Here is a 20127-nt window from a genome sequence, read left to right on the forward strand (position 1 = left end):
TAGTGAATTTGCCCTTTTAAAATGCCTCTTTATGGTTACTGAAACATGAATCAAAGCAGAACTATTTGCGAAAGACCGCTATTTTTTCCTAGCGCCAATCAACAACCGGTTGAATGGCTTATTTCTGATGGGGTGAGCGACTACGAAACGGCCCTGACCGCGATGGAAAATCGCGCGCAACAGATCGCCGATGGAACCGCCAATGAATGTGTATGGTTATTAGAGCATCCGCCGCTATACACCGCAGGCACCAGCGCAGATAGCAAAGATCTTGTTAGTCCAGATCGCTTTCCAGTGCACCAAACAGGACGTGGCGGCCAGTATACCTATCATGGACCCGGACAACGCGTTGCTTATGTCATGCTAGACCTTAAGACCCGCGCCCAAGATGTGCGCCTTTATGTGCAAGCGCTGGAACAATGGCTGATTGATACTCTCGATGCTTTCAACATTAAAGGTGAGCGCCGTGAGGATCGGGTTGGGGTTTGGGTGTCACGGCCAGAACGGCCCCGCTCTATCGATGGCAGTATGGCAGAAGACAAGATTGCAGCACTCGGCATTCGCCTGCGTAAATGGGTAAGCTTCCATGGGGTTAGCCTAAATGTCAGCCCCGATCTATCACACTTTGAAGGGATCATAGCCTGCGGCGTGCAAGATCACGGCGTCACCAGCTTTGAAGACCTTGGTTATTTGCTACCGATGAGTGACATCGACGTGGCGATGAAACAGGCGTTTGAACAGACGTTTGGCCCTGTTGGGGAAACGACTGCTATTCAAACTCCATAATCACCGCATCAACGGCGAGGCTCTCGCCTACCTCTGCATTGATTTTAGAAATCACAACGTCTTGCTCTGCGCGCAATACGTTTTCCATTTTCATGGCTTCAACGCTCGCAAGCGTCTCGCCTGCCTGCACAGTTTGGCCTTCTTCCACAACAATGGAAACAACCAAGCCCGGCATAGGGCATAGAAGTAGTTTCGACGTATCCGGTGGTAGTTTGATCGGCATGTGCCCCATCAATGCCGCATCTTGCGGGCGCATCAAGCGAGCCTTAACCGTAGAACCGCGCTGGCTGAGTTCAATAACGCTACCAGTCTGATTAACTTGCAAATTCACAATACGGCCATCAATTTGGGCGGTGAATAGTTTTTCTCCTGCTTCCCAATTTGTCACGATGGTGATCGGGTCTTCCCCTTCATACAAAACGGCTTCAATGATGGTGTCTTCGTCTTGTTCGAAGCCTGCCAAGATGACTGGATGGGCATCACGGCCCAACATTGCCACCCAGTTGGGGTTCAGCGCGCCATTGTGCGGTCGTAGGCGATTGCCGAGATTATCGGTTCTAACGCGCTGTAGAAGGCCAATTGCAAGCGTTGCAGCCACAAAGGCTTCTTGTGTCACATCATCCGCTTCAACGCCTTCAAAGCCCTCTGGGTACTCGGCAGCGATGAAGTTTGTGGAAATATCGCCGCTCATCCATTTTGGGTGAGCCATTAGCGCTGAGAGGAATGGCACATTGTGCTGAATGCCTTCAACGATGAATTGATCAAGCGCCTCGCTCATGGCAAGCGTTGCCTCTTCCCGCGTTGCGGCATGGGTGCAGAGTTTTGCGATCATCGGATCGTAAAACATTGAGATTTCCGAACCTTCGGTCACACCTGTATCGTTTCGGATAGTAATCCCGTCAAAATCGCCTTCTTCTGGCGGTCGGTAGGTTGTTAGGCGTCCAATGGATGGCAAGAAGTTACGGAATGGGTCTTCGGCATAAATGCGGCTTTCAATCGCCCAACCATTTAGCGTGATGTCTTCTTGCGCCAGCGCCAGCTTTTCACCATGCGCAACACGAATCATCTGCTCAACCAGATCAACGCCTGTAATCATCTCGGTCACTGGGTGCTCGACCTGAAGGCGGGTGTTCATCTCAAGGAAGTAAAAGTTTCTGTCCTTATCAACGATGAACTCAACCGTGCCGGCACTTTCATAATCAACTGCTTTAGCAAGAGCCACAGACTGCTCGCCCATAGCGCGGCGGGTTGCTTCGTCCAAGAAGGCTGATGGTGCTTCTTCGATAACTTTTTGATTGCGGCGCTGGATAGAACACTCACGCTCACCCAAATAGATCGCATTGCCGTGCTTATCGCCTAGAACCTGAATTTCAATATGGCGTGGTTCTTCGACATATTTTTCGATGAAGACGCGATCATCACCGAAAGAGTTTTTAGCTTCAGACTTTGCAAGCTGGTAGCCTTCGGGAACCTCGGAGGCAGAACGAGCAATACGCATACCCTTGCCGCCGCCGCCAGCTGATGCTTTGATCATCACGGGAAAGCCGATGTCTTCAGCAATTTTCAGCGCTTCTTCAGGGCTTTCAATCTCGCCGAGATAACCTGGCACGGTGCTGACATTCGCAGCATTGGCGAACTTCTTGGATTCAATTTTGTCACCCATCACCTCAATGGCGCGGATATTAGGACCGATAAAAGCAATGCCCTCTTTGTCGAGTGCTTTCGCGAATACTGGATTTTCGGAGAGGAAGCCATAACCGGGGTGAACCGCTTGAGCGCCGGTCTGTTTGCAAGCATCGATAATTTTGTCGATCACCAAATAGGATTCAGACGCTGTGGGCGGACCGATGTTGACCGCTTCATCTGCCATCAAGACATGGGGAGCACGCGCGTCAGCATCAGAATAAACAGCAACCGTTTTAATGCCCATGAGGCTCGCCGTCTTCATAACACGACAAGCGATTTCGCCACGGTTTGCAATGAGTATCTTATCGAACATTGTCTTTAGTTTCCTATTTCGGTTGTCGCGCAGGTCTTCACGACTTCCCTTCTGATTTTGAGATCATTGCCTCACGCCAAAAGATATAAATGCCTGATCCAACGATGATTGAAATACCAACCCATTTGATGAGATCAGGAAAATCACGGAACACCACATAACCAAGGATCGTGCCGCTGACGATCTCGATATATTGGAACGGGGCTAAAATACTGGCTGGAGCACGCGCGAAGGCGAAAACGATCAACAGATGGCTCGCGGTACCAAGCAACCCTAAAGCGACGACGAGAGACCATGTGAAGGTGGTTTGAGGCCATGTGGCGACCAACGGATCAATGCCTAGCATGTTGCCGCCAACGATGAGCGCAATCAGCATCGTCAATGCACCACCGACACCAGCCGTTAGTTGCATGGAAAACGGATCATCCTGCCCTGCATATTTGCGGGTTAAAATGAGATAGAGCGCAAAGATAAAGGCTGTGACAACAGGTAGAAACGCCACGGCACCAAGTTCTTGGAAACTTGGCTGGATAATCAACAGCGCACCGCCAAAGCCGACTAAGACTGCAATGCGTCGACGCCAACCCACAGTTTCACCCAACAAGAGCGCTGAGAAGATTGTCAAAATGAACGGCTCAACAAAGAAGATCGCAATCGCATCAGCCACGGGCATGAAGGTGACGGCAGTAAAAAACAGGAAGGCGGCCATCCCCATCATCGCGCCACGTAGCAAGTTGACGGCGATGTTCTTCGGCCAAATGCGCTTTCTGCGGGAGGTTGCAACCAATAACAACATCAAGGCAAACAAGATAACCGCTTGCACCACGAAACGGCCAAAAGTCACGACACCAGGTGCCACCTCGCCCACCGTACCTAAATACTTAGCGATGATATCCATGGCAGGTGCGCCAATCATGGCAGCACACATTAAGACCATGCCGAGAATGATATTCGGTTGCGGAGCAGATGGTAACATCTCCACAATCTCATTCGCAGCTTTTGGGCGGTCGTAGCGAGCCATTTAGGAACCTTTAGAGCGGAATATTGTCGTGCTTCTTCCAAGGATTTTGCAAATCCTTGTCACGCAACATTTGCAACGCACGAGAAACGCGTTTTCGGGTGGAACGTGGGAAAATCACCTCATCCACATAGCCGCGCTCGGCAGCAACGAATGGTGAGAGGAAACGCTCCTCATATTCTTGGGTCAATTCTTCGATCTTCTCATCATCACCAATATGCTGACGATGGATAATCTCAACGGCACCCTTTGCGCCCATAACCGCGATTTGCGCCGACGGCCATGCATAATTGATGTCACCGCGCAAATGCTTAGAGGCCATCACGTCGTAAGCACCACCAAAGGCTTTACGCGTAATCACAGTCACTTTCGGTACTGTTGCTTCTGCATAAGCAAACAAGAGTTTCGCGCCGTGCTTGATTAAGCCGCCATATTCTTGCGCTGTACCCGGCAAGAAGCCCGGCACATCAACAAGGGTGACAATTGGAATACCAAAACAATCGCAGAAACGAACGAACCGCGCAGCTTTCCGGCTGGCATCACTATCCAGAACACCTGCAAGCACCATGGGCTGATTTGCAACGAAACCAACCGTCTTGCCTTCCATGCGACCAAACCCCGTAACGATATTGGCGGCAAAGCTTGCTTGAAGCTCAAAGAAGTCGCCCTCGTCCACAATCTTATGGATCAGCTCTTTTACGTCATAAGGCTTGTTCGCGCTATCTGGGATCAACGTATCAAGCGATTCATCAACGCGGTCATAAGCGTCGCTTGTTTCCAACACAGGCACATCGTCCGTGTTTGATAGTGGCAAGAAGTCGATGAAACGGCGCAGCTCAATCAGCGCGTCAATATCGTTGTCAAAAGCACCGTCTGCGATAGATGACTTGGTGGTGTGAATAGAGGCACCGCCGAGTTCTTCATGGGTCACGGTTTCATTCGTCACCGTCTTCACCACATCAGGGCCAGTTACATACATGTAGCTAGTATCACGCACCATGAAGATGAAATCAGTCATCGCAGGTGAATAAACGTCACCACCCGCACATGGGCCCATGATCATAGAAATCTGCGGGATAACGCCAGAAGCCAACACATTGCGCTGGAAGACTTCCGCATATCCACCAAGGGCTGCAACGCCTTCTTGAATACGGGCACCGCCTGCATCCATCAAACCAATGATCGGCGCACGATTGCGCAAAGCCATGTCTTGCAGCTTACAAATTTTCTCTGCATGAGCTTCAGACAGCGAGCCACCAAAAATAGTGAAATCTTTTGCAAAGACGAAAATCTTGCGGCCATTAACAGTGCCCCAACCGGTCACAACACCGTCGCCGGGTATCTTGTTATCAGCCATACCAAAGTCTGTGGCGCGGTGTTGGACAAACATGCCGAATTCTTCAAACGAGCCTTCGTCAAGCAGCACATCAATGCGTTCGCGTGCCGTCAGTTTGCCGCGTTCATGTTGGCGATCAATACGCTTATCGCCGCCGCCCTTAAGGGCCAATTCACGGCGGTCCTTTAACTCGTCAATAATATCGCGCAATCTGTCCTCCCAAGGTCAATTAAGTCACCTACTAGACAGAATCTTAAAGCCCTGCAATGACCTAACGTCTAATCAGGCCATGCAAAACAGTTTTGCGCAAGGTCGCAACTAGTAAACCTTTTTTTTCTTTGGAGCGTAAGGGTTGTTACCTTCACGCATAATCAGCCGAAGGGGCACACCTGGGATCTCAAAATCCTCACGAATCGCATTCAACAAATAGCGCTTGTAAGATTCTGGCACCGCATCCGCACGGGTACAAAACACCACGAATGTCGGCGGGCGTGTTTTTGCCTGCGTGATATAGCGCAGCTTAACCCGACGACCAGCAACGGCGGGAGGTGGGTGATACTGCGTGATATTGTCGAACCAACGATTAAGCCGAGACGTTGAAAGTCTGGTGTTCCAAACTTCGTGGGTCTCGGTTACCGCCTTCAAAAGCTTTTCAAGGTTATAACCTGTTTGACCAGACATCGGCACCATCGGAACACCGCGCACTTGTGGCAGCAGACGTTCGCATTTTTCACGCAGATCAAGCATGGTCTGGTGGCGATCTTCGATGAGGTCCCATTTGTTAAGCGCAATCACGAGGGATCGCCCTTCACGGATCACCAAAGCGGCAATCTGCAAATCTTGCTTTTCAAAAGGCATCGTGGCGTCAAGCGTGACAACAACAACTTCCGCAAATCGAATAGCGCGCAGGCCATCGGCAACGGAAAGCTTTTCTAGCTTCGCGTTCACTTTGGCTTTTTTGCGGATACCAGCGGTATCAAACAGCTTAAGGCGACGGCCTTCCCATTCCCAATCGATTGAGATGGAATCGCGGGTGATGCCTGCTTCTGGACCTGTCAGCAGTCTATCTTCGCCAAGTAACGTATTGATGAGTGTCGACTTACCCGCATTCGGACGTCCAACCACGGCGATCTTCATCGGCTTTTCGCGGTCATATTTGATAGTTTCGTCGAACTCGCCTATTTCATCATCTTGCCAATCTGAATTGGCAGCAAGTTCTGCGGCTTCTTCAACTTCAGCGTCATCAACGAATGGGCGCAAAGCATCGTAAAGCGAACCGAGCCCCTCGCCGTGTTCAGCAGAAATCGCAACCGGATCACCAAGGCCAAGTGAAAAGGCTTCATAAGCACCCATCTCACCACGGCCTTCTGATTTATTCGCAAGCAGAATAACGGGCTTTGATGATTTACGTAGGAGCGATCCAAAATGCGCATCAATGGGGGTAACCCCTGCCCGTACATCCATCATGAACAAACAAACATCAGCGTCTTCAATCGCTGCCTCGGTTTGTTGGCGCATGCGTGCTTCTAGGCTGTCATCGGTTGCGTCTTCAAGTCCGGCTGTATCTATGATCGTGAAGGTGAGATCACCAAGCTTGCCATCACCTTCACGGCGATCGCGTGTAACACCTGGTGTATCATCCACGAGAGCGAGTTTGCGCCCAACCAGTCTGTTAAACAGGGTGGACTTGCCAACATTGGGGCGACCGACAATTGCGACGGTAAACGACATAAACGGACCTACTTAAAACCAAAGAGGCCCCATCCATAGAGATTGGCGCGTGTCAAAGTCGAAACACCTTGCCATTAGCCGCTATGATATAAAGCCTACCACTTGCCACAATCGGCGCTGAATTAATGGGCGCATTGATGTTGCGCAACAAAATTAGCTTACCGTCATCGGCATTGAATGACGCGACATAGCCTGTATTGCTAGCAAGATGCAAGCGCCCACCCGCCAATATTGGCCTGCTCCAGCGTGTTGCCGTGCCATTCGTCTTGATTTCTGGCAATTTTGACCGCCAATTGAGCTTACCATTTGTACGTTTAAAGGCGCGCAACGCGTTGTCTATGCCCGTCGAAAAGACCGCATCGCCCGAAGCAATGATCCGCCCCTCAACCCCGTTTTTCTGGTTCCACAATATTTTAGTGCGCCGAGGTGTGTAGCGAGTAAGACCATTTTTGCCAGAAATAATAAGATCGTCGGTCGTGGCAATAAGCTGATTAGCTTCAACTACGGCAGAAACCTCGTTCTTGGTTTTCTGTTTTCCTGTGTCAGCGTCTAACCGTAAAAAGCTATTCTTGTTATCGAGCAATTGGATTGATCCATTAGAGACCGCCAAAGAGCTGATGGGATGGGTAGATTTATAGCGCCATCCGGCTTCCGCCTTATCTTTTGACAAGGTGATCAGCTGATCATTCCCCATTTGAAGGAGCAGCGTCTTGCCCAATGAACGCAATGCGCCCTTAATTGAACCGTCGCCACTTCCAGTTATTTTCTTCTTCCAAAGAATGGCGCCGTCTTTTACAGATACAGCAATGACATGCCCATTTTTCGTTGCCGCATAAAGTACATTTTGATCGGCAAATAATGTCGCGATTGGTTGATGTATCTTCCCGTCCGACAAGCGAACAGTCCATAACGACGCCCCATTGCTTGCAGAAACCGCATGAAGACCGCCTTTGTCATCGCCATAAAATAGGCGCCCAGCATTCAAAACCAGCGGCGTCGTAACCTGCCCTGCCTTCTTCGTTGGTTGCGATTGCCACGATGCACCGCCGCCTAGCAATAGATGGTCTATATTATTGCCGCTAAACCCATAGGTACTGGGAAACTCTTGATTGAGTGCGGGCAAATCAAAGCTTGCCTTTGCCACAAATTGATACGCGAGCGGCTTGGGTGATTTCGTTTCGGACGCTGTGGCCGTGCTCGCATCAGGGGCCAATTCTTTATCATTAGACACCACCTTGGTATCTGCCGACTTCGCCACTGGTGTTTCTAGATCGGGATTAAGGGCTGCGATGTCGGGTGCTGCTTGCTTGGCCACACAGCCTGTGAGAGCAACACACGCAATCACCATACTCAGCGTATTTAAACGCCACGCGTGATTACCGCCAACTGACCCAAATGGTGCCATCGACATATTTCATTCCTTCCAACGGCCACCGTGGAGGAACGCATCCAGCAATATTATAGGAACTTTATACTACGAATCGGAAGTTGATGGAAGCTTACCGCCGCGCGAAATGATCAGATCCTCAATGATCTGTATACGCGAACGCATGCCCTGCGGCAGTTCATCATTTGATTTCAACTCTTGCACCCATTTAGCCGCTTCTTCTAAATTGCCAGCTTTCCAAGCAGCCAAGGCGCGTGCTTCCCGCGCAAAATTGCTCCATGCGCTCTCTGGACCAAGCAGGCCACCGGTACGTGTAACAATTTGATCAAAGCTCTCAATATCCACGGCTGCCATTGCGGCCTGTACCCTGGCATAGTCTTGTAGGTCGCCTGACAATGCGCTGTTCGTTGAAAGAGCATCGAGGGCATCAATGCCTTCTTTGGTTTTTCCTTCAGCAATCAAAGTCGTTGCAGAACGAAGGCCAGCAAGGATCGGGTAACCGCCCCATCCATCTTGTGCCAAATTGTCCAAAATCTTGCGGGCACCTGCACGGTCACCATCATTGGCAAGGTCGAGCGCTTGCAAATATTGATCACCAGCGGCACCAGCCTGCTGCTCTTGCCAATGTAGATAATACCGATAGCCAGCGGTCGCGGCGATAAGCAATACGGCCACTCCGATGATAATCTTGCCGTAGTTCGTCCAAACGGCTTTCATTCGGTCATTGCGAAGCTCTTCATCTACTTCACGAAAAAAATCTGACATTCTGCAACCAGTTATAAGAGTTTGTAAGGTTCGCGGACATTATGCGCCACGTTCGAAAATTGCAACAAAAAGCAAGCTGTAATCAATCGTCTTTCTTTTGCTTTTTCATCGCATAGGTATGTTCAGCCGCTGGAAATGACTGATCACGAACCGCATCTGCGTAAGATGTAACGCTTTCTTCGATGTGATCTTTGATTGAACCAAATTTCTTGACGAACTTTGGCACCCAATCAGACAGGCCCAGCATATCTTCAAGTACGAGAATTTGACCATCACAATTCGCCGATGCGCCGATGCCAACCGTCGGGATTGGCACAAGCTCTGTCAGCTTATCCGCCAAAGGTGCAGCAACCCCCTCAATCACAACAGAAAACGCGCCCGCATCACTCACCGCACGCGCATCTTCTTCGATAATTGCCCATTCATCTTTGCTCTTACCTTGGACCTTAAAGCCGCCCATCGTGTTGACGCTTTGTGGTGTGAGGCCGATGTGAGCCATCACAGGAATGCCTCTGCTTGTGAGAAAGTCGATGGTCGGCGCCATTAACGCGCCACCCTCTAATTTAATCGCACCACAACCCGTTTCTTTCATGATCCGCGCTGCATTTCGAAATGCGACTTCTGGGCTTTCTTCATAAGAACCAAATGGCATATCAACAACGATCAGCGCCTGCTTAGAGCCACGCATAACGGCATGTCCCTGCAAGATCATCATATCCACAGTAACGGGGATCGTGGTCTCTAGCCCATGCATCACCATGCCGAGGCTATCGCCTACGAGAATGAAGTCCACATGGGAGTCGATAATGCCTGCCGTGTGCGCGTGATACGCCGTCAGCGAGACGATCTTGCGATCACCCTTCATTTTGAGAATATCAAGCGCGGTTTTGCGACGAACCGTTTCGGTTTGCGAAGACATGGATCAAAGCCTCATCTTTGTAATTTCATCAGTGAGCATGGGTCATACACAAATTTTCTAAAATGTGCGAGCATTGTGCCATGAATTGACTGCAACAATGTATGAGTTCGGCGATGTCGGTTGGTCGTCTCTCGCGTATGGATGCGCTTTGCATCAACTGTGCAGGATTAAGCGAACGCTGAAAAGCGTCTAGCTCGCCTCTTCTTCAAGAATATATTTCTTCATGATGTCCGCCATTTGTTGCGGCTCTAAGATCGGCGGCACCAAGGTTTTAACTTTGCCGTCTGGACCAAGCAGATAGATGAAGCTGCCGTGGTTATAGATCGGGTTATTGTCAATATCTGTCCCGACAAATTCAATCCGCACTTGAAACTTCTTGCGTACATCCGCCAACTGACCTTCAGAACCCGTCATACCGACAAGTGCTGGATGATATTCCGCCAGTTTCTCACGCATGAAGTCAGGCGTATCATTTTCAGGATCGACCGTGATCATCAGCGGCACTAGGTCTGCTTTGGCTTTATCGCCCAGCAAATCAATCGTATCAGCCATCAAAGGCAAGGCAGCAGAGCAAATGGCGAGGCAATTGGCATAGCCAAAAAATACCATCACATGCTTGCCCGCATAATCTTCCAACTGTTTCGGCTGACCAAAATGGTCAATTAGATCGAACGAACCGCCGAGATTAGTGCCAAACAATGCTGCTTGGAGGTCATCCGCTGACAGCGGGGCATTTGGAAGTGCTGCTGTTTGCGAGGATGTTTGCGGCTTTGCAACACTTGAAGAAGGCGCAGCATTGTCCGGAGTGCTCACTGATGCACTCGCGATCTTTGCTCCCTCATCTTGAGGCGCAAAAAAGAAGGCCGCCGCACTAAAACTAAGTGCGGCAAGCCCTGTTATGTATAGACCAGCAAAAAGCGGTTTCATTACGTAATCAACTAGTAGTTTTCAGCAATGAATTTCTTATCAACATCAGCACCAAGGCCAAGCCAACCGTCTTTTTCAAGTTGAGCTTTCACCCGTGGGTCACGACGGAACCAAGGACCTTTTCCACCAGCGTCAGGATATTTCTTTTTCCATGTTTTAGTGTGCAAATTAGCCTTCGCCCACTCACCACCTTCAACTTTAATCAGCTGAATTTGATAAAGTTGCTCAGGAATATCTGCACCAACAAGAAGTCCGTCCACTTCGACGTTCTTGCCGCAGTATGGAAGAAGATCATCGATTGCACCGTTGAACGATGTTTGGCCGTTTTTCATTGGCGGAATAAGCTTGCCGTCTGTGGTCAAAATGCCAAGTTGGTAAGCACCAGCTCCGCATTCGTCAGCGCAGTTGCCTGTAACTTCACAACGAATATCAACAATCTTACCAGAGAAAATTGCTTTCTTTTCGTCAACAAGGTTCCAGTTTTTCGCCTTACTGTTGGGATCATCAGCCATTGCAGCAAATGGGAACGAAGCGGCGCACAAAGCTATAATTAGTTTTTTCATGGTGTTAGCCTCCTCGTGCAGATTTTGGAATTGAGAACGCAGGGATCACGCCAAAATCTTCGTGGTTGAGATTGGTGATGCCTTCGTTTGACACAACTTTTTCAACGACAAGATATTTAAATCCATCACGCTCATAAAGCATCGCGTCTGCAGTGATCCGATCAGATTGGATATCTAGGAGGGTATCGTTACCATCACCGGTACCAGAACCTTCAACTTCAAGAACCAAGTAAACTTCGCCTTCATCGGTCAACAATCCAACAGGAATGCCGCCCGCAGCACACCAAACAGCGCAGGTATGGTGAGCAGAACCCACAACGGCATCTTGACCGCCCATAACGCCAGAATAATAACACCAAGTGTCCATAATTTCGCCAGATACTTGAACCCGTTGTGGTTCAGTGGCGGCAAATGCAGATACCGAGCTTGCTGCAACAATACATGCTGCCAAGGTCGATTTTAAAACTTTCATAGCGATCTCCCAATTAACTAAGTCTCAGAAGATAACATATATGAGAAGAGGTCAATACCGCCCGTCTCAAACTATCGTTATTCTCCTTGGCGTTATGGTCTTAAAGTTCGAGCGCACTTGAAGCGGAACTCTCCTATTCCGCTGCTTCTTTCAAGCGTTTTGGCTCAATCGCTGGTGGATTGTCGAGACGGTTCATCAAATCCGCATTTTTTGCATAATATTCAGCAATAGCCTTTTCTTTAATCGGGCCATACCCTCGAACATCTTTTGGCAAGGCTGCGATTTCGATGCCGAGTGATTCGGTTTTTCGCGAAACTTGTCTCAACACATGACGGATTGTCTTTTCGTAATCCTTGATCAATTGACGCTCAGCACGACGCTCTTCTGTGTAACCGAAGATATCAAATGGCGTCCCTCGCAAGAACTTAAATTTCTTCATCAAACGGAACATGCGCAGCATGGACGGACCATATTTCTTTTTCTTTGGTCGGCCATTATTCGGATCAATTTTCGACATTAACGGCGGCGCCAAATGGAAGTTTAAACGCCCGCCTTTTTCAAATGTTTGAGCGACTTCTGCCTCAAATTCTGGCGTAGTGAAGAGACGCGCAACTTCATACTCATCTTTGTAAGAAAGCAGTTTTGCGTAATTTCTGGCAATCTCAACCGTAATCGTATCGCTCACTCCAGCGTTCAACGTTCCATCCTGACATTTTGCCATGAAGGCGCGGAAACGTTTGGCGAGTGCTTTATTTTGATACTTCGTCAAATGCTGGGCGCGGTGTTCAACGATCTCTTCCAAGGTTTGCGGAATGACCACATGCTTCGGCATAGAGTCACCAAGCAGGTTTTTTAAGCGTTCTGGATCATGAGCCAGCAAGCGCCCCCAGTTAAAGGCACGCAAGTTAAATTCAACAGCAACGCCGTTTAGTTCAACCGCTCGTTCAATGGCCTCGCGTGTTACTGGCAATTTACCTGTTTGATAGGCGTAACCAACCATCATGATGTTGGTCGCAATGGTGTCACCACATGCTGCTTCAGCAATCTCTGTGAAGTTGTGGGTGCTGAGATCATCGCCAACGGCATCTTTGATTTTACCCATCACCGCATATTCTTGGAAATCAAAATCGCGCTCACGCACAAATTCTTGCGTTGGAGTTAGGTGGGAATTAACGACACCTGATGTGTGATCCTCTTCGCAAAGCACAACACCATCCACGGTGCCAGCAACAACATTATCAGCCGCGATCAGCAAATCAGCAGATCCTGTCGACAAGCGAGCAGATCCGATGTCTTCTGTATTCTCGGCAAGTCTCAAATGACTAATAACCGCCCCGCCCTTTTGGGCAATGCCAGACATATCGAGGATGTTTGCAGCTTTTCCGTCAAGGTGCGCGGCCATGCCGATGATTGCGCCAACAGTCAAAACACCCGTTCCGCCCACGCCTGTCACAGCAATATTATACGGTTTGTTTAATGCAGGCGTTTTTTGCGCATCTGGCAGAAAGGAGAAATCGACGTTTTGAAGGCCTTCGCTCTTCTTCAAATCAGCACCCTCAACCGTCACAAAGGACGGGCAGAAGCCGTTTACGCAGGAGAAGTCCTTGTTACAGGAAGATTGATTGATCTTACGCTTACGTCCAAGTGGCGTTTCCAGTGGTTCTACCGAAACGCAATTTGATTGAACGGAACAATCACCACAGCCTTCACAAACGGCTGAATTGATCAAGACGCGTTTTGATGGGTCTTCCATCAAACCACGCTTACGACGACGTCGTTTTTCCGCAGCACAGGTCTGATCATAAACGATTGCCGTACAACCTGGTGTTTCTTTCAAATCAAGCATAGCAGCATCAAGTGTGTCGCGATGGCCTAGGGTTACGCCCGGCGCCAAAGATGATTGTGGGTAGCGCTCTGGTTCATCTGAAATCAGATAGATTTTATTGACACCTTCATGGTGCAACTGGTGCGTGATTTGCGGAGGCGTTAAGCTGCCGTCCACCGATTGCCCGCCTGTCATGGCGACAGCGTCATTATAGAGAATTTTGTAGGTTATATTCGCACCACTGGATACAGCTTGGCGGATGGCCAATGAGCCAGAGTGGAAGTAAGTTCCGTCGCCTAAGTTAGCGAAAATATGATTTTCTTTGGTGTAAGGCGCTGATCCTGTCCACGCGATACCTTCACCACCCATATGGCTAAAGGTTTCCGTATTGCGGTCCATCCAAAGCACCATAAAATGGCACCCAATCCCGCCAAGCGCACGGCTACCGTCTGGCAGTTTTGTTGATGAGTTATGCGGGCAGCCAGAACAGAAATAAGGCAATCTTTCAGTCGCGGCCACATGCTTCTTGCGCATTTCTGCACGGCGAGCAAACCAATCTAGTTTTTTCTGCAATTGCTCTTTTAGGCCAGAATCCATTTGCACCTTCATCACAAGGTTACAAATTGCACGGGCAATAACGCCTGTGGTCAGCTCTGTGCCCAATGGCAACAACGGTTTGTCTTCATGGTCAAATTTGCCGATCACCGTTGGTCGCTTGTTCGGCGTCCAATTGTAGAGCTGCTGTTTGATTTGATTTTCAATGATTTCACGACGTTCTTCGACCACAAGTATGGTATCCAAACCTTCAGCAAATTCTCGCACGCCATAAGGTTCTAGTGGCCAAGGCATCGCTACTTTGTAGACACGAAGACCGAGACGGTCGGCCGTTACCTCGTCTATCTCTAATTCACGCAGTGCTTGACGCACGTCTTCATACGATTTGCCAGACGCAATGATGCCAATGCGCGGACGTTTGGTGTCCATCACAACATGATCAAGCTTGTTTGCTCGTGCCCACGCAAGAGCGGCATATGCTTTTTGCTCTTGCAAGCGTTGGTCCTGTGCCCAGCGATCATCTGGCCAACGAATATTGAGCCCGCCTTCAGGCATATCAAAATCAGTCGGCTCAACGAATTGGCGCATCTCACCTGCAAGATCAACCACGCCGGTGGTTTCAATCGTATCGGCGATCACTTTCATGCCTGTCCAGCAACCAGAATAACGCGACATCGCAATGCCTGCCAAACCCAGTTCCAAAAACTCACCTGCATGACTTGGATAAAGCATCGGCATCACAGCGCTCATAAAGGCGTGATCAGACTGATGCGGTAATGTTGATGATTTGGCTGCATGGTCATCACCCGCCAAACACAAAACGCCGCCATGCTTGCTGCTACCTGCAGCATTACCGTGTTTGAAAACATCGCCCGAACGATCAACGCCCGGCCCTTTGCCGTACCAAATGCCAAACACGCCATCATATTCAGCGCCCGGCGACAAATGGAGTTGTTGGCTTCCCCACACAGCGGTCGCGGCCAATTCTTCATTTACACCGGGTTGAAATTTTACGTTGTGTTGATCCAGCCAGATTTTACTTTTTTGAAGTTGCTGGTCGTAATTACCAAGGGGCGAACCGCGATAGCCTGAAATGAAGCCACCAGTTTTCAAGCCCGCAGCACGGTCTCGTTTAATCTGCGTCATCGGCAAGCGAATGAGGGTTTGAATCCCACTCATAAAGACCTTACCACTTTCTGCGTTGTACTTGTCTTCCAAAGTCACATGTGCATTCGGCAGTTCGTGCTTCATAACCTTCTCCCGATAACGGTCTCTCCAACAATTAGGTCAACAATACTGACCTTTTTTGAAAAATCAATCTACAATTGATAGCTCGCCCAATATTATAATATCAATATAGCCCTACAACCCAGCAAAACCAAGGGTTTCATGGTGTTATGGTTGACCCGTCCCATGAAATAAGATTGCCAGAATTGGGGAACTCAAGATCATTTAGGACTGACAACAATTGCGTTGCGGCTTTGTTTTGATCAAATAATTTGCCTGGCTGGACATTGGCTTGAAAAGGCGCGGACAGGTCGGTTGCGACCGTGCCGGGGTGTAACCCAACACAGATGGCGTTCTTGTTTTTGCGCCCAAGTTCTATCGCGCTACATTTGATATATTGATTGAGTGCCGCCTTGGAGGCGCGGTACGTGTACCAGCCACCTAGTTCATTATCTGATATTGACCCGACCTTAGCTGAGAGTGCGGCGAAGACCGATTTTTGTTCGCTGTTTAATTTTGCCAAGAAATGTTTAGCGATTAACATTGGGCCAAAAGCATTTACCCGAAATATTTTCTCAGCATCACTCACGGAAAATTGCCGCCAAGTTTTCTCTGGTCCTGTATCATCGTCATGCAAAAGGCCCGTGGCCACGATTACCATATCCAACGGCGCTTTAATGGCGGAGGCTGCTGCAATCACGCTGCTTTCGTCCAGCATATCGGCTGAGATAAGAACGGACTTATTTCCGATTTTTTCGGGCTTGGTACGTCCCAGTTCAAAAATTACTTCAACTTTTTGGCTGGCCGTCAACGCTTTGACTATCGCTGATCCTATGCCACCATTTGAACCTACGACGGCAACGTTTAGCTCTTCGCCAAAACTGGTTAAATCTATCAAGTGATATACCTTTCAAGCTGCCCCCTAGATGAGTATGGAGTGTTCGCCAGAAAGGTAAAGCTTAAAGCCTGTCTCTAATTGCATAATAAGTCATAGCAGCAGTCAGCAATGGCCAGCGCAAGAGTGAATTTCCAGGGAAACCCATCTTTGGTACTTTTTGGAAGAGATCGAAACGCTCACTATCGCCAAGCACCACATCAGCCAGCATTTTGCCGCCCATGGTTGCCATGCCGACCCCATGGCCTGAATAACCACTGGCTGAATACATATTTGCACTGAGACGCTGGAAAGCAGGCATTCGTGGCACGGTGATCGCAAGCGTACCACCCCACCCATAATCGATCACCCGCGGCACCATTTGCGGATAAACCTTGACCATCGGCTTTTTCACAAAGGCTTTAATATCTTTTGGAAATTTATAGCCATAATTCTCACCACCACCAAAAAGCAGTCGTTTCGGTTTATCAGGCGCATCGCGCACCATTCTGAAATAATTCACGACGAAACGGCTATCAGCCACAGCATAATCGTTCTTCAGCACACTATCAGCGAAATCACCATCCAAGGGCTCACTAACAACGATGAAATTGTTGATCGGCATAACGCGGTGACGGCATGGGGCCGTTGCCTTACCGCCTAGATTGCCGAGATAGCCATTGGTGGCAAAGAGAAGCGTATCGCAATGGACTTCCCCAGTGGCCGTTTTAACAATGGCCTTCTCGCCTTCGCGAACCTCGGTTACGAAACTATTTTCATAAATTTGGACGCCTGCCTCAATCGCGGCCTTGGCGAGGCCAATGGCAAATTTGAGGGGATGAAGATGCCCTGCTCCTAAATCGAGCGTTCCGCCATAATATCCTTCAGACCCAACGATCTCGCGCGCAGATGTTTGATCAAGGAACGAAATTTCATCGTACCCATATTCCTTTTGAAGAAAGTCGGCATATTGCTCGCTTTCCTTCACATAGGATCTTTTGTGGTCTGCGTGCACAATGCCTGCGCGGTAATCACAATCAATATCAAGATCGCTGATCAGGGATTTTACGAGCCTTTTGGCATCTTCTGCCAAGGTCCACATGTCGCGCGCGGCTGACTTGCCGAGCATTGCTTCCAGCTCATCTTGGTCGCGACGTTGCCCTGTTCCAAGCTGTCCACCATTGCGCCCTGATGCGCCCCACCCCACACGATGAGCCTCCAGCACCACAACGCGCCGTCCTGCTCGTGCAAGATGAAGGGCGGCAGATAAGCCTGTATATCCCGCGCCAATAATGCAGACCTCGGCTGAAACTTTGTCATTCAATGTCGGTTGAAGCGGCGCTTGAGACGCAGTTGCCGTATAGTAGGATGACGGATATTCACCCAACGTATCATTCACGGTCAGCAGATTTAACGCCAAGCTTTACCTCAATCCAATACAATCAATACCCACCCCTATCTTTGGCATAATCGGATCATTCAATCCAGCATCACATGCGCCTCACTAGAAGATGAGAACGGTTTATTCGCTTCCCATCTCACCGTTCTCTAGCCTTAAATCAAGAAAGGGGAATAACATGGCGAACAAAAACAAAAATTCGATTTGGCGGCATTTTGCAATTGCCCTTGGATTTGCGCTTGTTTTATGGATTGGCGTTATAGCATCACTTATGGTGTAGGCTTGTGATGCCTCGTTGGAAATTGCCTTAAACGCGGTAATTGATCATACGATGCTAGGTGTGATAAGACGAGTTCTCGTAACTTATGGGCATGGCGCGACACAGTGACTATTACTTTCCATTTTGTCGCCTCACAGGCGGATGACGCGCAACAAGCGCTGCAAGAATGCCTCGACCTTTATGGCCAGTGCGATGCGGAAAGTGCTGATGTTATTGTTGCCCTTGGTGGTGACGGTATGATGCTGCAAGCAGTCAATTCTGTCCTCAACAAAAACAAACCAATTTACGGTATGAACAAAGGAACCATTGGTTTCTTGATGAATGAATATAGCGCGGAAGACCTACCAAAGCGGGTTGAGCAAGCGGTATCAACGCGTATTTATCCGCTCTCCATGACGACAGTCGATGTCGAAGGCGATATTTCTCATGCCCTCGCCCTCAATGAGGTTTCGCTGTTTCGCCAATCTTATCAAGCGGCAAAATTGCGTATTTCAATTGATGGCAAAGTGCGGCTTCCAGAACTGATTTGTGATGGTATTTTGTGTGCAACGCCGCAAGGCAGCACGGCCTATAACTTTTCTGCTCAAGGCCCAATTATCCCAATCCGTGCGCCTTTATTGGCACTAACGCCGATCAGCCCCTTTAGACCAAGACGCTGGAATGGTGCTTTGTTGCCAAACCAATCCCACGTAAAGATTGAAGTGTTGGAGCACGAAAAACGCCCTGTGAACGCCGTTGCAGACCATAGCGAAGTTAAATCTGTGGCTGAGGTGCGCATCCATGAAGATCAAAGCCAAAGTGCTGTGATCATGTTTGATGCAAGCCATTCATGGGAAGACCGGATTTTGGACGAACAGTTTAGAAACTCAGGCTAACCCTTTAGCCTGAAACCTAAGCGTCCAAATCCTCGACAGGTTCACCGCCGCCCATAACCCGCTGAGCAAGCGCTGCTTCCATATATTTATCCAAGTCACCATCGAGGACTGCTTGCGGATTTCCGCTTTCAACGCCTGTGCGCAAATCTTTGACCATTTGGTATGGCTGCAACACATAAGAGCGAATTTGGTGGCCCCAACCAATATCTGTCTTGGTGACGGACGTGGCATTGGCTTCTTCTTCGCGACGTTTCAGCTCTTCTTCATAAAGCCGCGCGCGCAACATTTGCCAAGCAGTTGCTTTGTTTTGGTGCTGTGAACGACCATTTTGACACTGGGCAACGATGCCCGTTTCAATATGAGTGATACGAACAGCACTATCGGTCGTATTAACGTGCTGCCCACCTGCGCCAGAGGCACGGTAGGTATCAATGCGCACGTCACTTTCAGACACTTCTATCTCAATTGAATCGTCAACAACGGGATAGACCCAAACGCTTGCAAAACTGGTGTGGCGACGATTTTGGCTATCAAACGGGGAAATGCGGACCAGACGGTGTACGCCTGACTCTGTCTTACCCCAGCCATAGGCATTTTGGCCCTTAATCAACAAAGTCACGGATTTGATGCCAGCTTCTTCGCCGTCCTGCATCTCCAGCACTTCAACCTTGTATTTGCTGCGTTCAGCCCAGCGCGTGTACATGCGCATGAGCATAGACGCCCAATCTTGGCTTTCTGTACCGCCCGCGCCTGAATGGACTTCAATATAGGTGTCATTGCCGTCAGCTTCGCCAGATAGAAGCGTTTCCACCTGCTTGCGGGCAATCATCTCGAGCATGTCGGCTAGACCTGCCTCAGCTTCCGCGACAACATCGGCGTCGTCTTCCATCTCGCCAAGTTCAATCAACTCGATGGCGTCATTAAGGTCTGTCTCAACTTTGGAAACAGATGACATTTGGTCATCTAGTTGTTGACGCTCACGCATAACCTTTTGCGCGTTGGCGGCATCGTCCCAAAGGTTTGGGTCTTCGACCTTGGCATTTAACGCAGCTAATCGTTTGACGGCGCTATCCCAGTCAAAGATGCCTCCTTAGCAAGCTAAGAGCCTGCTTGATTTCTTCAATGGTAGATAGGGTTTCTGCGCGCATAGTTTTCTAGCCTTTAACGATCTGCCGCGACAATAGTCATA

Annotated in this window: 16 protein-coding genes; 2 read left to right on the forward strand and 14 right to left on the reverse strand. The window is 49.2% G+C overall.

The features are described 5' to 3' along the window. Positions 1–45 precede the first annotated feature (45 nt). A complete protein-coding gene (lipB, locus tag ABJO30_12945) occupies positions 46–786 on the forward strand; it encodes a lipoyl(octanoyl) transferase LipB (protein MEP3233724.1) in 741 nt (246 codons plus the stop codon). Here lipB and ABJO30_12950 read toward each other — a convergent pair. The 13 genes from ABJO30_12950 to ABJO30_13010 all read right to left on the reverse strand — a co-directional run bounded on the left by ABJO30_12950 (position 770) and on the right by ABJO30_13010 (position 17804). After that, positions 770–2785: an acetyl/propionyl/methylcrotonyl-CoA carboxylase subunit alpha gene (locus ABJO30_12950; GenBank protein MEP3233725.1), complete on the reverse strand. Its 2016-nt coding sequence runs from the start codon at positions 2783–2785 to the stop codon at positions 770–772. The two genes, lipB and ABJO30_12950, sit on opposite strands and share 17 nt — an antisense overlap. 37 nt (positions 2786–2822) lie before the next feature. Continuing rightward, positions 2823–3806, reverse strand: a complete 984-nt coding sequence (locus tag ABJO30_12955) for a DMT family transporter (GenBank protein MEP3233726.1) — start codon at positions 3804–3806, stop codon at positions 2823–2825. 10 nt (positions 3807–3816) lie between these two features. After that, positions 3817–5349 (reverse strand): acyl-CoA carboxylase subunit beta, encoded by a 1533-nt coding sequence (locus tag ABJO30_12960; GenBank protein MEP3233727.1) that lies wholly within the window; start codon positions 5347–5349, stop codon positions 3817–3819. A 108-nt stretch (positions 5350–5457) separates the two neighbouring features. Continuing rightward, positions 5458–6870 (reverse strand): ribosome biogenesis GTPase Der, encoded by a 1413-nt coding sequence (gene der, locus ABJO30_12965; protein MEP3233728.1) that lies wholly within the window; start codon positions 6868–6870, stop codon positions 5458–5460. A 52-nt stretch (positions 6871–6922) separates the two neighbouring features. Continuing rightward, on the reverse strand, positions 6923–8281 hold the full coding sequence (locus ABJO30_12970; protein MEP3233729.1) for a PQQ-binding-like beta-propeller repeat protein: 1359 nt from the start codon (positions 8279–8281) through the stop codon (positions 6923–6925). Positions 8282–8344: 63 nt separating this feature from the next. Then, positions 8345–9022, reverse strand: coding sequence for a tetratricopeptide repeat protein (locus ABJO30_12975; protein MEP3233730.1), 678 nt, complete (start codon positions 9020–9022; stop codon positions 8345–8347). Positions 9023–9104: 82 nt separating this feature from the next. Beyond that, the gene (gene panB / locus ABJO30_12980; protein ID MEP3233731.1) at positions 9105–9941 is read right to left on the reverse strand and encodes a 3-methyl-2-oxobutanoate hydroxymethyltransferase; all 837 of its coding nucleotides are present in this window, start codon (positions 9939–9941) and stop codon (positions 9105–9107) included. A 189-nt stretch (positions 9942–10130) separates the two neighbouring features. Continuing rightward, positions 10131–10868: an SCO family protein gene (locus tag ABJO30_12985; GenBank protein MEP3233732.1), complete on the reverse strand. Its 738-nt coding sequence runs from the start codon at positions 10866–10868 to the stop codon at positions 10131–10133. A gap of 11 nt (positions 10869–10879) precedes the next feature. Next, positions 10880–11431, reverse strand: coding sequence for a hypothetical protein (locus ABJO30_12990; GenBank protein MEP3233733.1), 552 nt, complete (start codon positions 11429–11431; stop codon positions 10880–10882). A 4-nt stretch (positions 11432–11435) separates the two neighbouring features. Next, on the reverse strand, positions 11436–11903 hold the full coding sequence (locus ABJO30_12995; protein MEP3233734.1) for a hypothetical protein: 468 nt from the start codon (positions 11901–11903) through the stop codon (positions 11436–11438). 133 nt (positions 11904–12036) lie between these two features. Further along, on the reverse strand, positions 12037–15534 hold the full coding sequence (locus tag ABJO30_13000; GenBank protein ID MEP3233735.1) for an indolepyruvate ferredoxin oxidoreductase family protein: 3498 nt from the start codon (positions 15532–15534) through the stop codon (positions 12037–12039). A 136-nt stretch (positions 15535–15670) separates the two neighbouring features. Further along, complete coding sequence (locus ABJO30_13005) at positions 15671–16408, reverse strand: SDR family NAD(P)-dependent oxidoreductase (protein ID MEP3233736.1); 738 nt, start codon at positions 16406–16408, stop codon at positions 15671–15673. A 61-nt stretch (positions 16409–16469) separates the two neighbouring features. After that, positions 16470–17804, reverse strand: a complete 1335-nt coding sequence (locus tag ABJO30_13010; GenBank protein ID MEP3233737.1) for an FAD-binding oxidoreductase — start codon at positions 17802–17804, stop codon at positions 16470–16472. Between the two features lie 363 nt (positions 17805–18167). Here ABJO30_13010 and ABJO30_13015 point away from each other — a divergent pair, with 363 nt between their 5' ends. Then, positions 18168–18938: an NAD kinase gene (locus ABJO30_13015; GenBank protein ID MEP3233738.1), complete on the forward strand. Its 771-nt coding sequence runs from the start codon at positions 18168–18170 to the stop codon at positions 18936–18938. A 16-nt stretch (positions 18939–18954) separates the two neighbouring features. On the opposite strand, the gene prfB is transcribed toward ABJO30_13015, so the two are convergent. Beyond that, a protein-coding gene (gene prfB / locus ABJO30_13020; protein MEP3233739.1) for a peptide chain release factor 2 occupies positions 18955–20086 on the reverse strand; the annotation gives its coding sequence in 2 pieces (ribosomal slippage) (positions 18955–20016 and positions 20018–20086; 1131 coding nt in all). Positions 20087–20127 lie beyond the last annotated feature (41 nt).

Source organism: Hyphomicrobiales bacterium, from assembly GCA_039973685.1.
Classification (GTDB): domain Bacteria; phylum Pseudomonadota; class Alphaproteobacteria; order Rhizobiales; family JACESI01; genus JACESI01.

What these genes read in the sequence shown, in the direction of transcription:
- lipB (MEP3233724.1), top strand. Translation starts at nt 46, where the DNA reads ATGAATCAAAGCAGAACTATTTGCGAAAGACCGCTATTTTTTCCTAGC.
- ABJO30_12950 (MEP3233725.1), bottom strand. Translation starts at nt 2,785, where the DNA reads ATGTTCGATAAGATACTCATTGCAAACCGTGGCGAAATCGCTTGTCGT.
- ABJO30_12955 (MEP3233726.1), bottom strand. Translation starts at nt 3,806, where the DNA reads ATGGCTCGCTACGACCGCCCAAAAGCTGCGAATGAGATTGTGGAGATG.
- der (MEP3233728.1), bottom strand. Translation starts at nt 6,870, where the DNA reads ATGTCGTTTACCGTCGCAATTGTCGGTCGCCCCAATGTTGGCAAGTCC.
- ABJO30_12970 (MEP3233729.1), bottom strand. Translation starts at nt 8,281, where the DNA reads ATGTCGATGGCACCATTTGGGTCAGTTGGCGGTAATCACGCGTGGCGT.
- ABJO30_12975 (MEP3233730.1), bottom strand. Translation starts at nt 9,022, where the DNA reads ATGTCAGATTTTTTTCGTGAAGTAGATGAAGAGCTTCGCAATGACCGA.
- panB (MEP3233731.1), bottom strand. Translation starts at nt 9,941, where the DNA reads ATGTCTTCGCAAACCGAAACGGTTCGTCGCAAAACCGCGCTTGATATT.
- ABJO30_12985 (MEP3233732.1), bottom strand. Translation starts at nt 10,868, where the DNA reads ATGAAACCGCTTTTTGCTGGTCTATACATAACAGGGCTTGCCGCACTT.
- ABJO30_12990 (MEP3233733.1), bottom strand. Translation starts at nt 11,431, where the DNA reads ATGAAAAAACTAATTATAGCTTTGTGCGCCGCTTCGTTCCCATTTGCT.
- ABJO30_12995 (MEP3233734.1), bottom strand. Translation starts at nt 11,903, where the DNA reads ATGAAAGTTTTAAAATCGACCTTGGCAGCATGTATTGTTGCAGCAAGC.
- ABJO30_13000 (MEP3233735.1), bottom strand. Translation starts at nt 15,534, where the DNA reads ATGAAGCACGAACTGCCGAATGCACATGTGACTTTGGAAGACAAGTAC.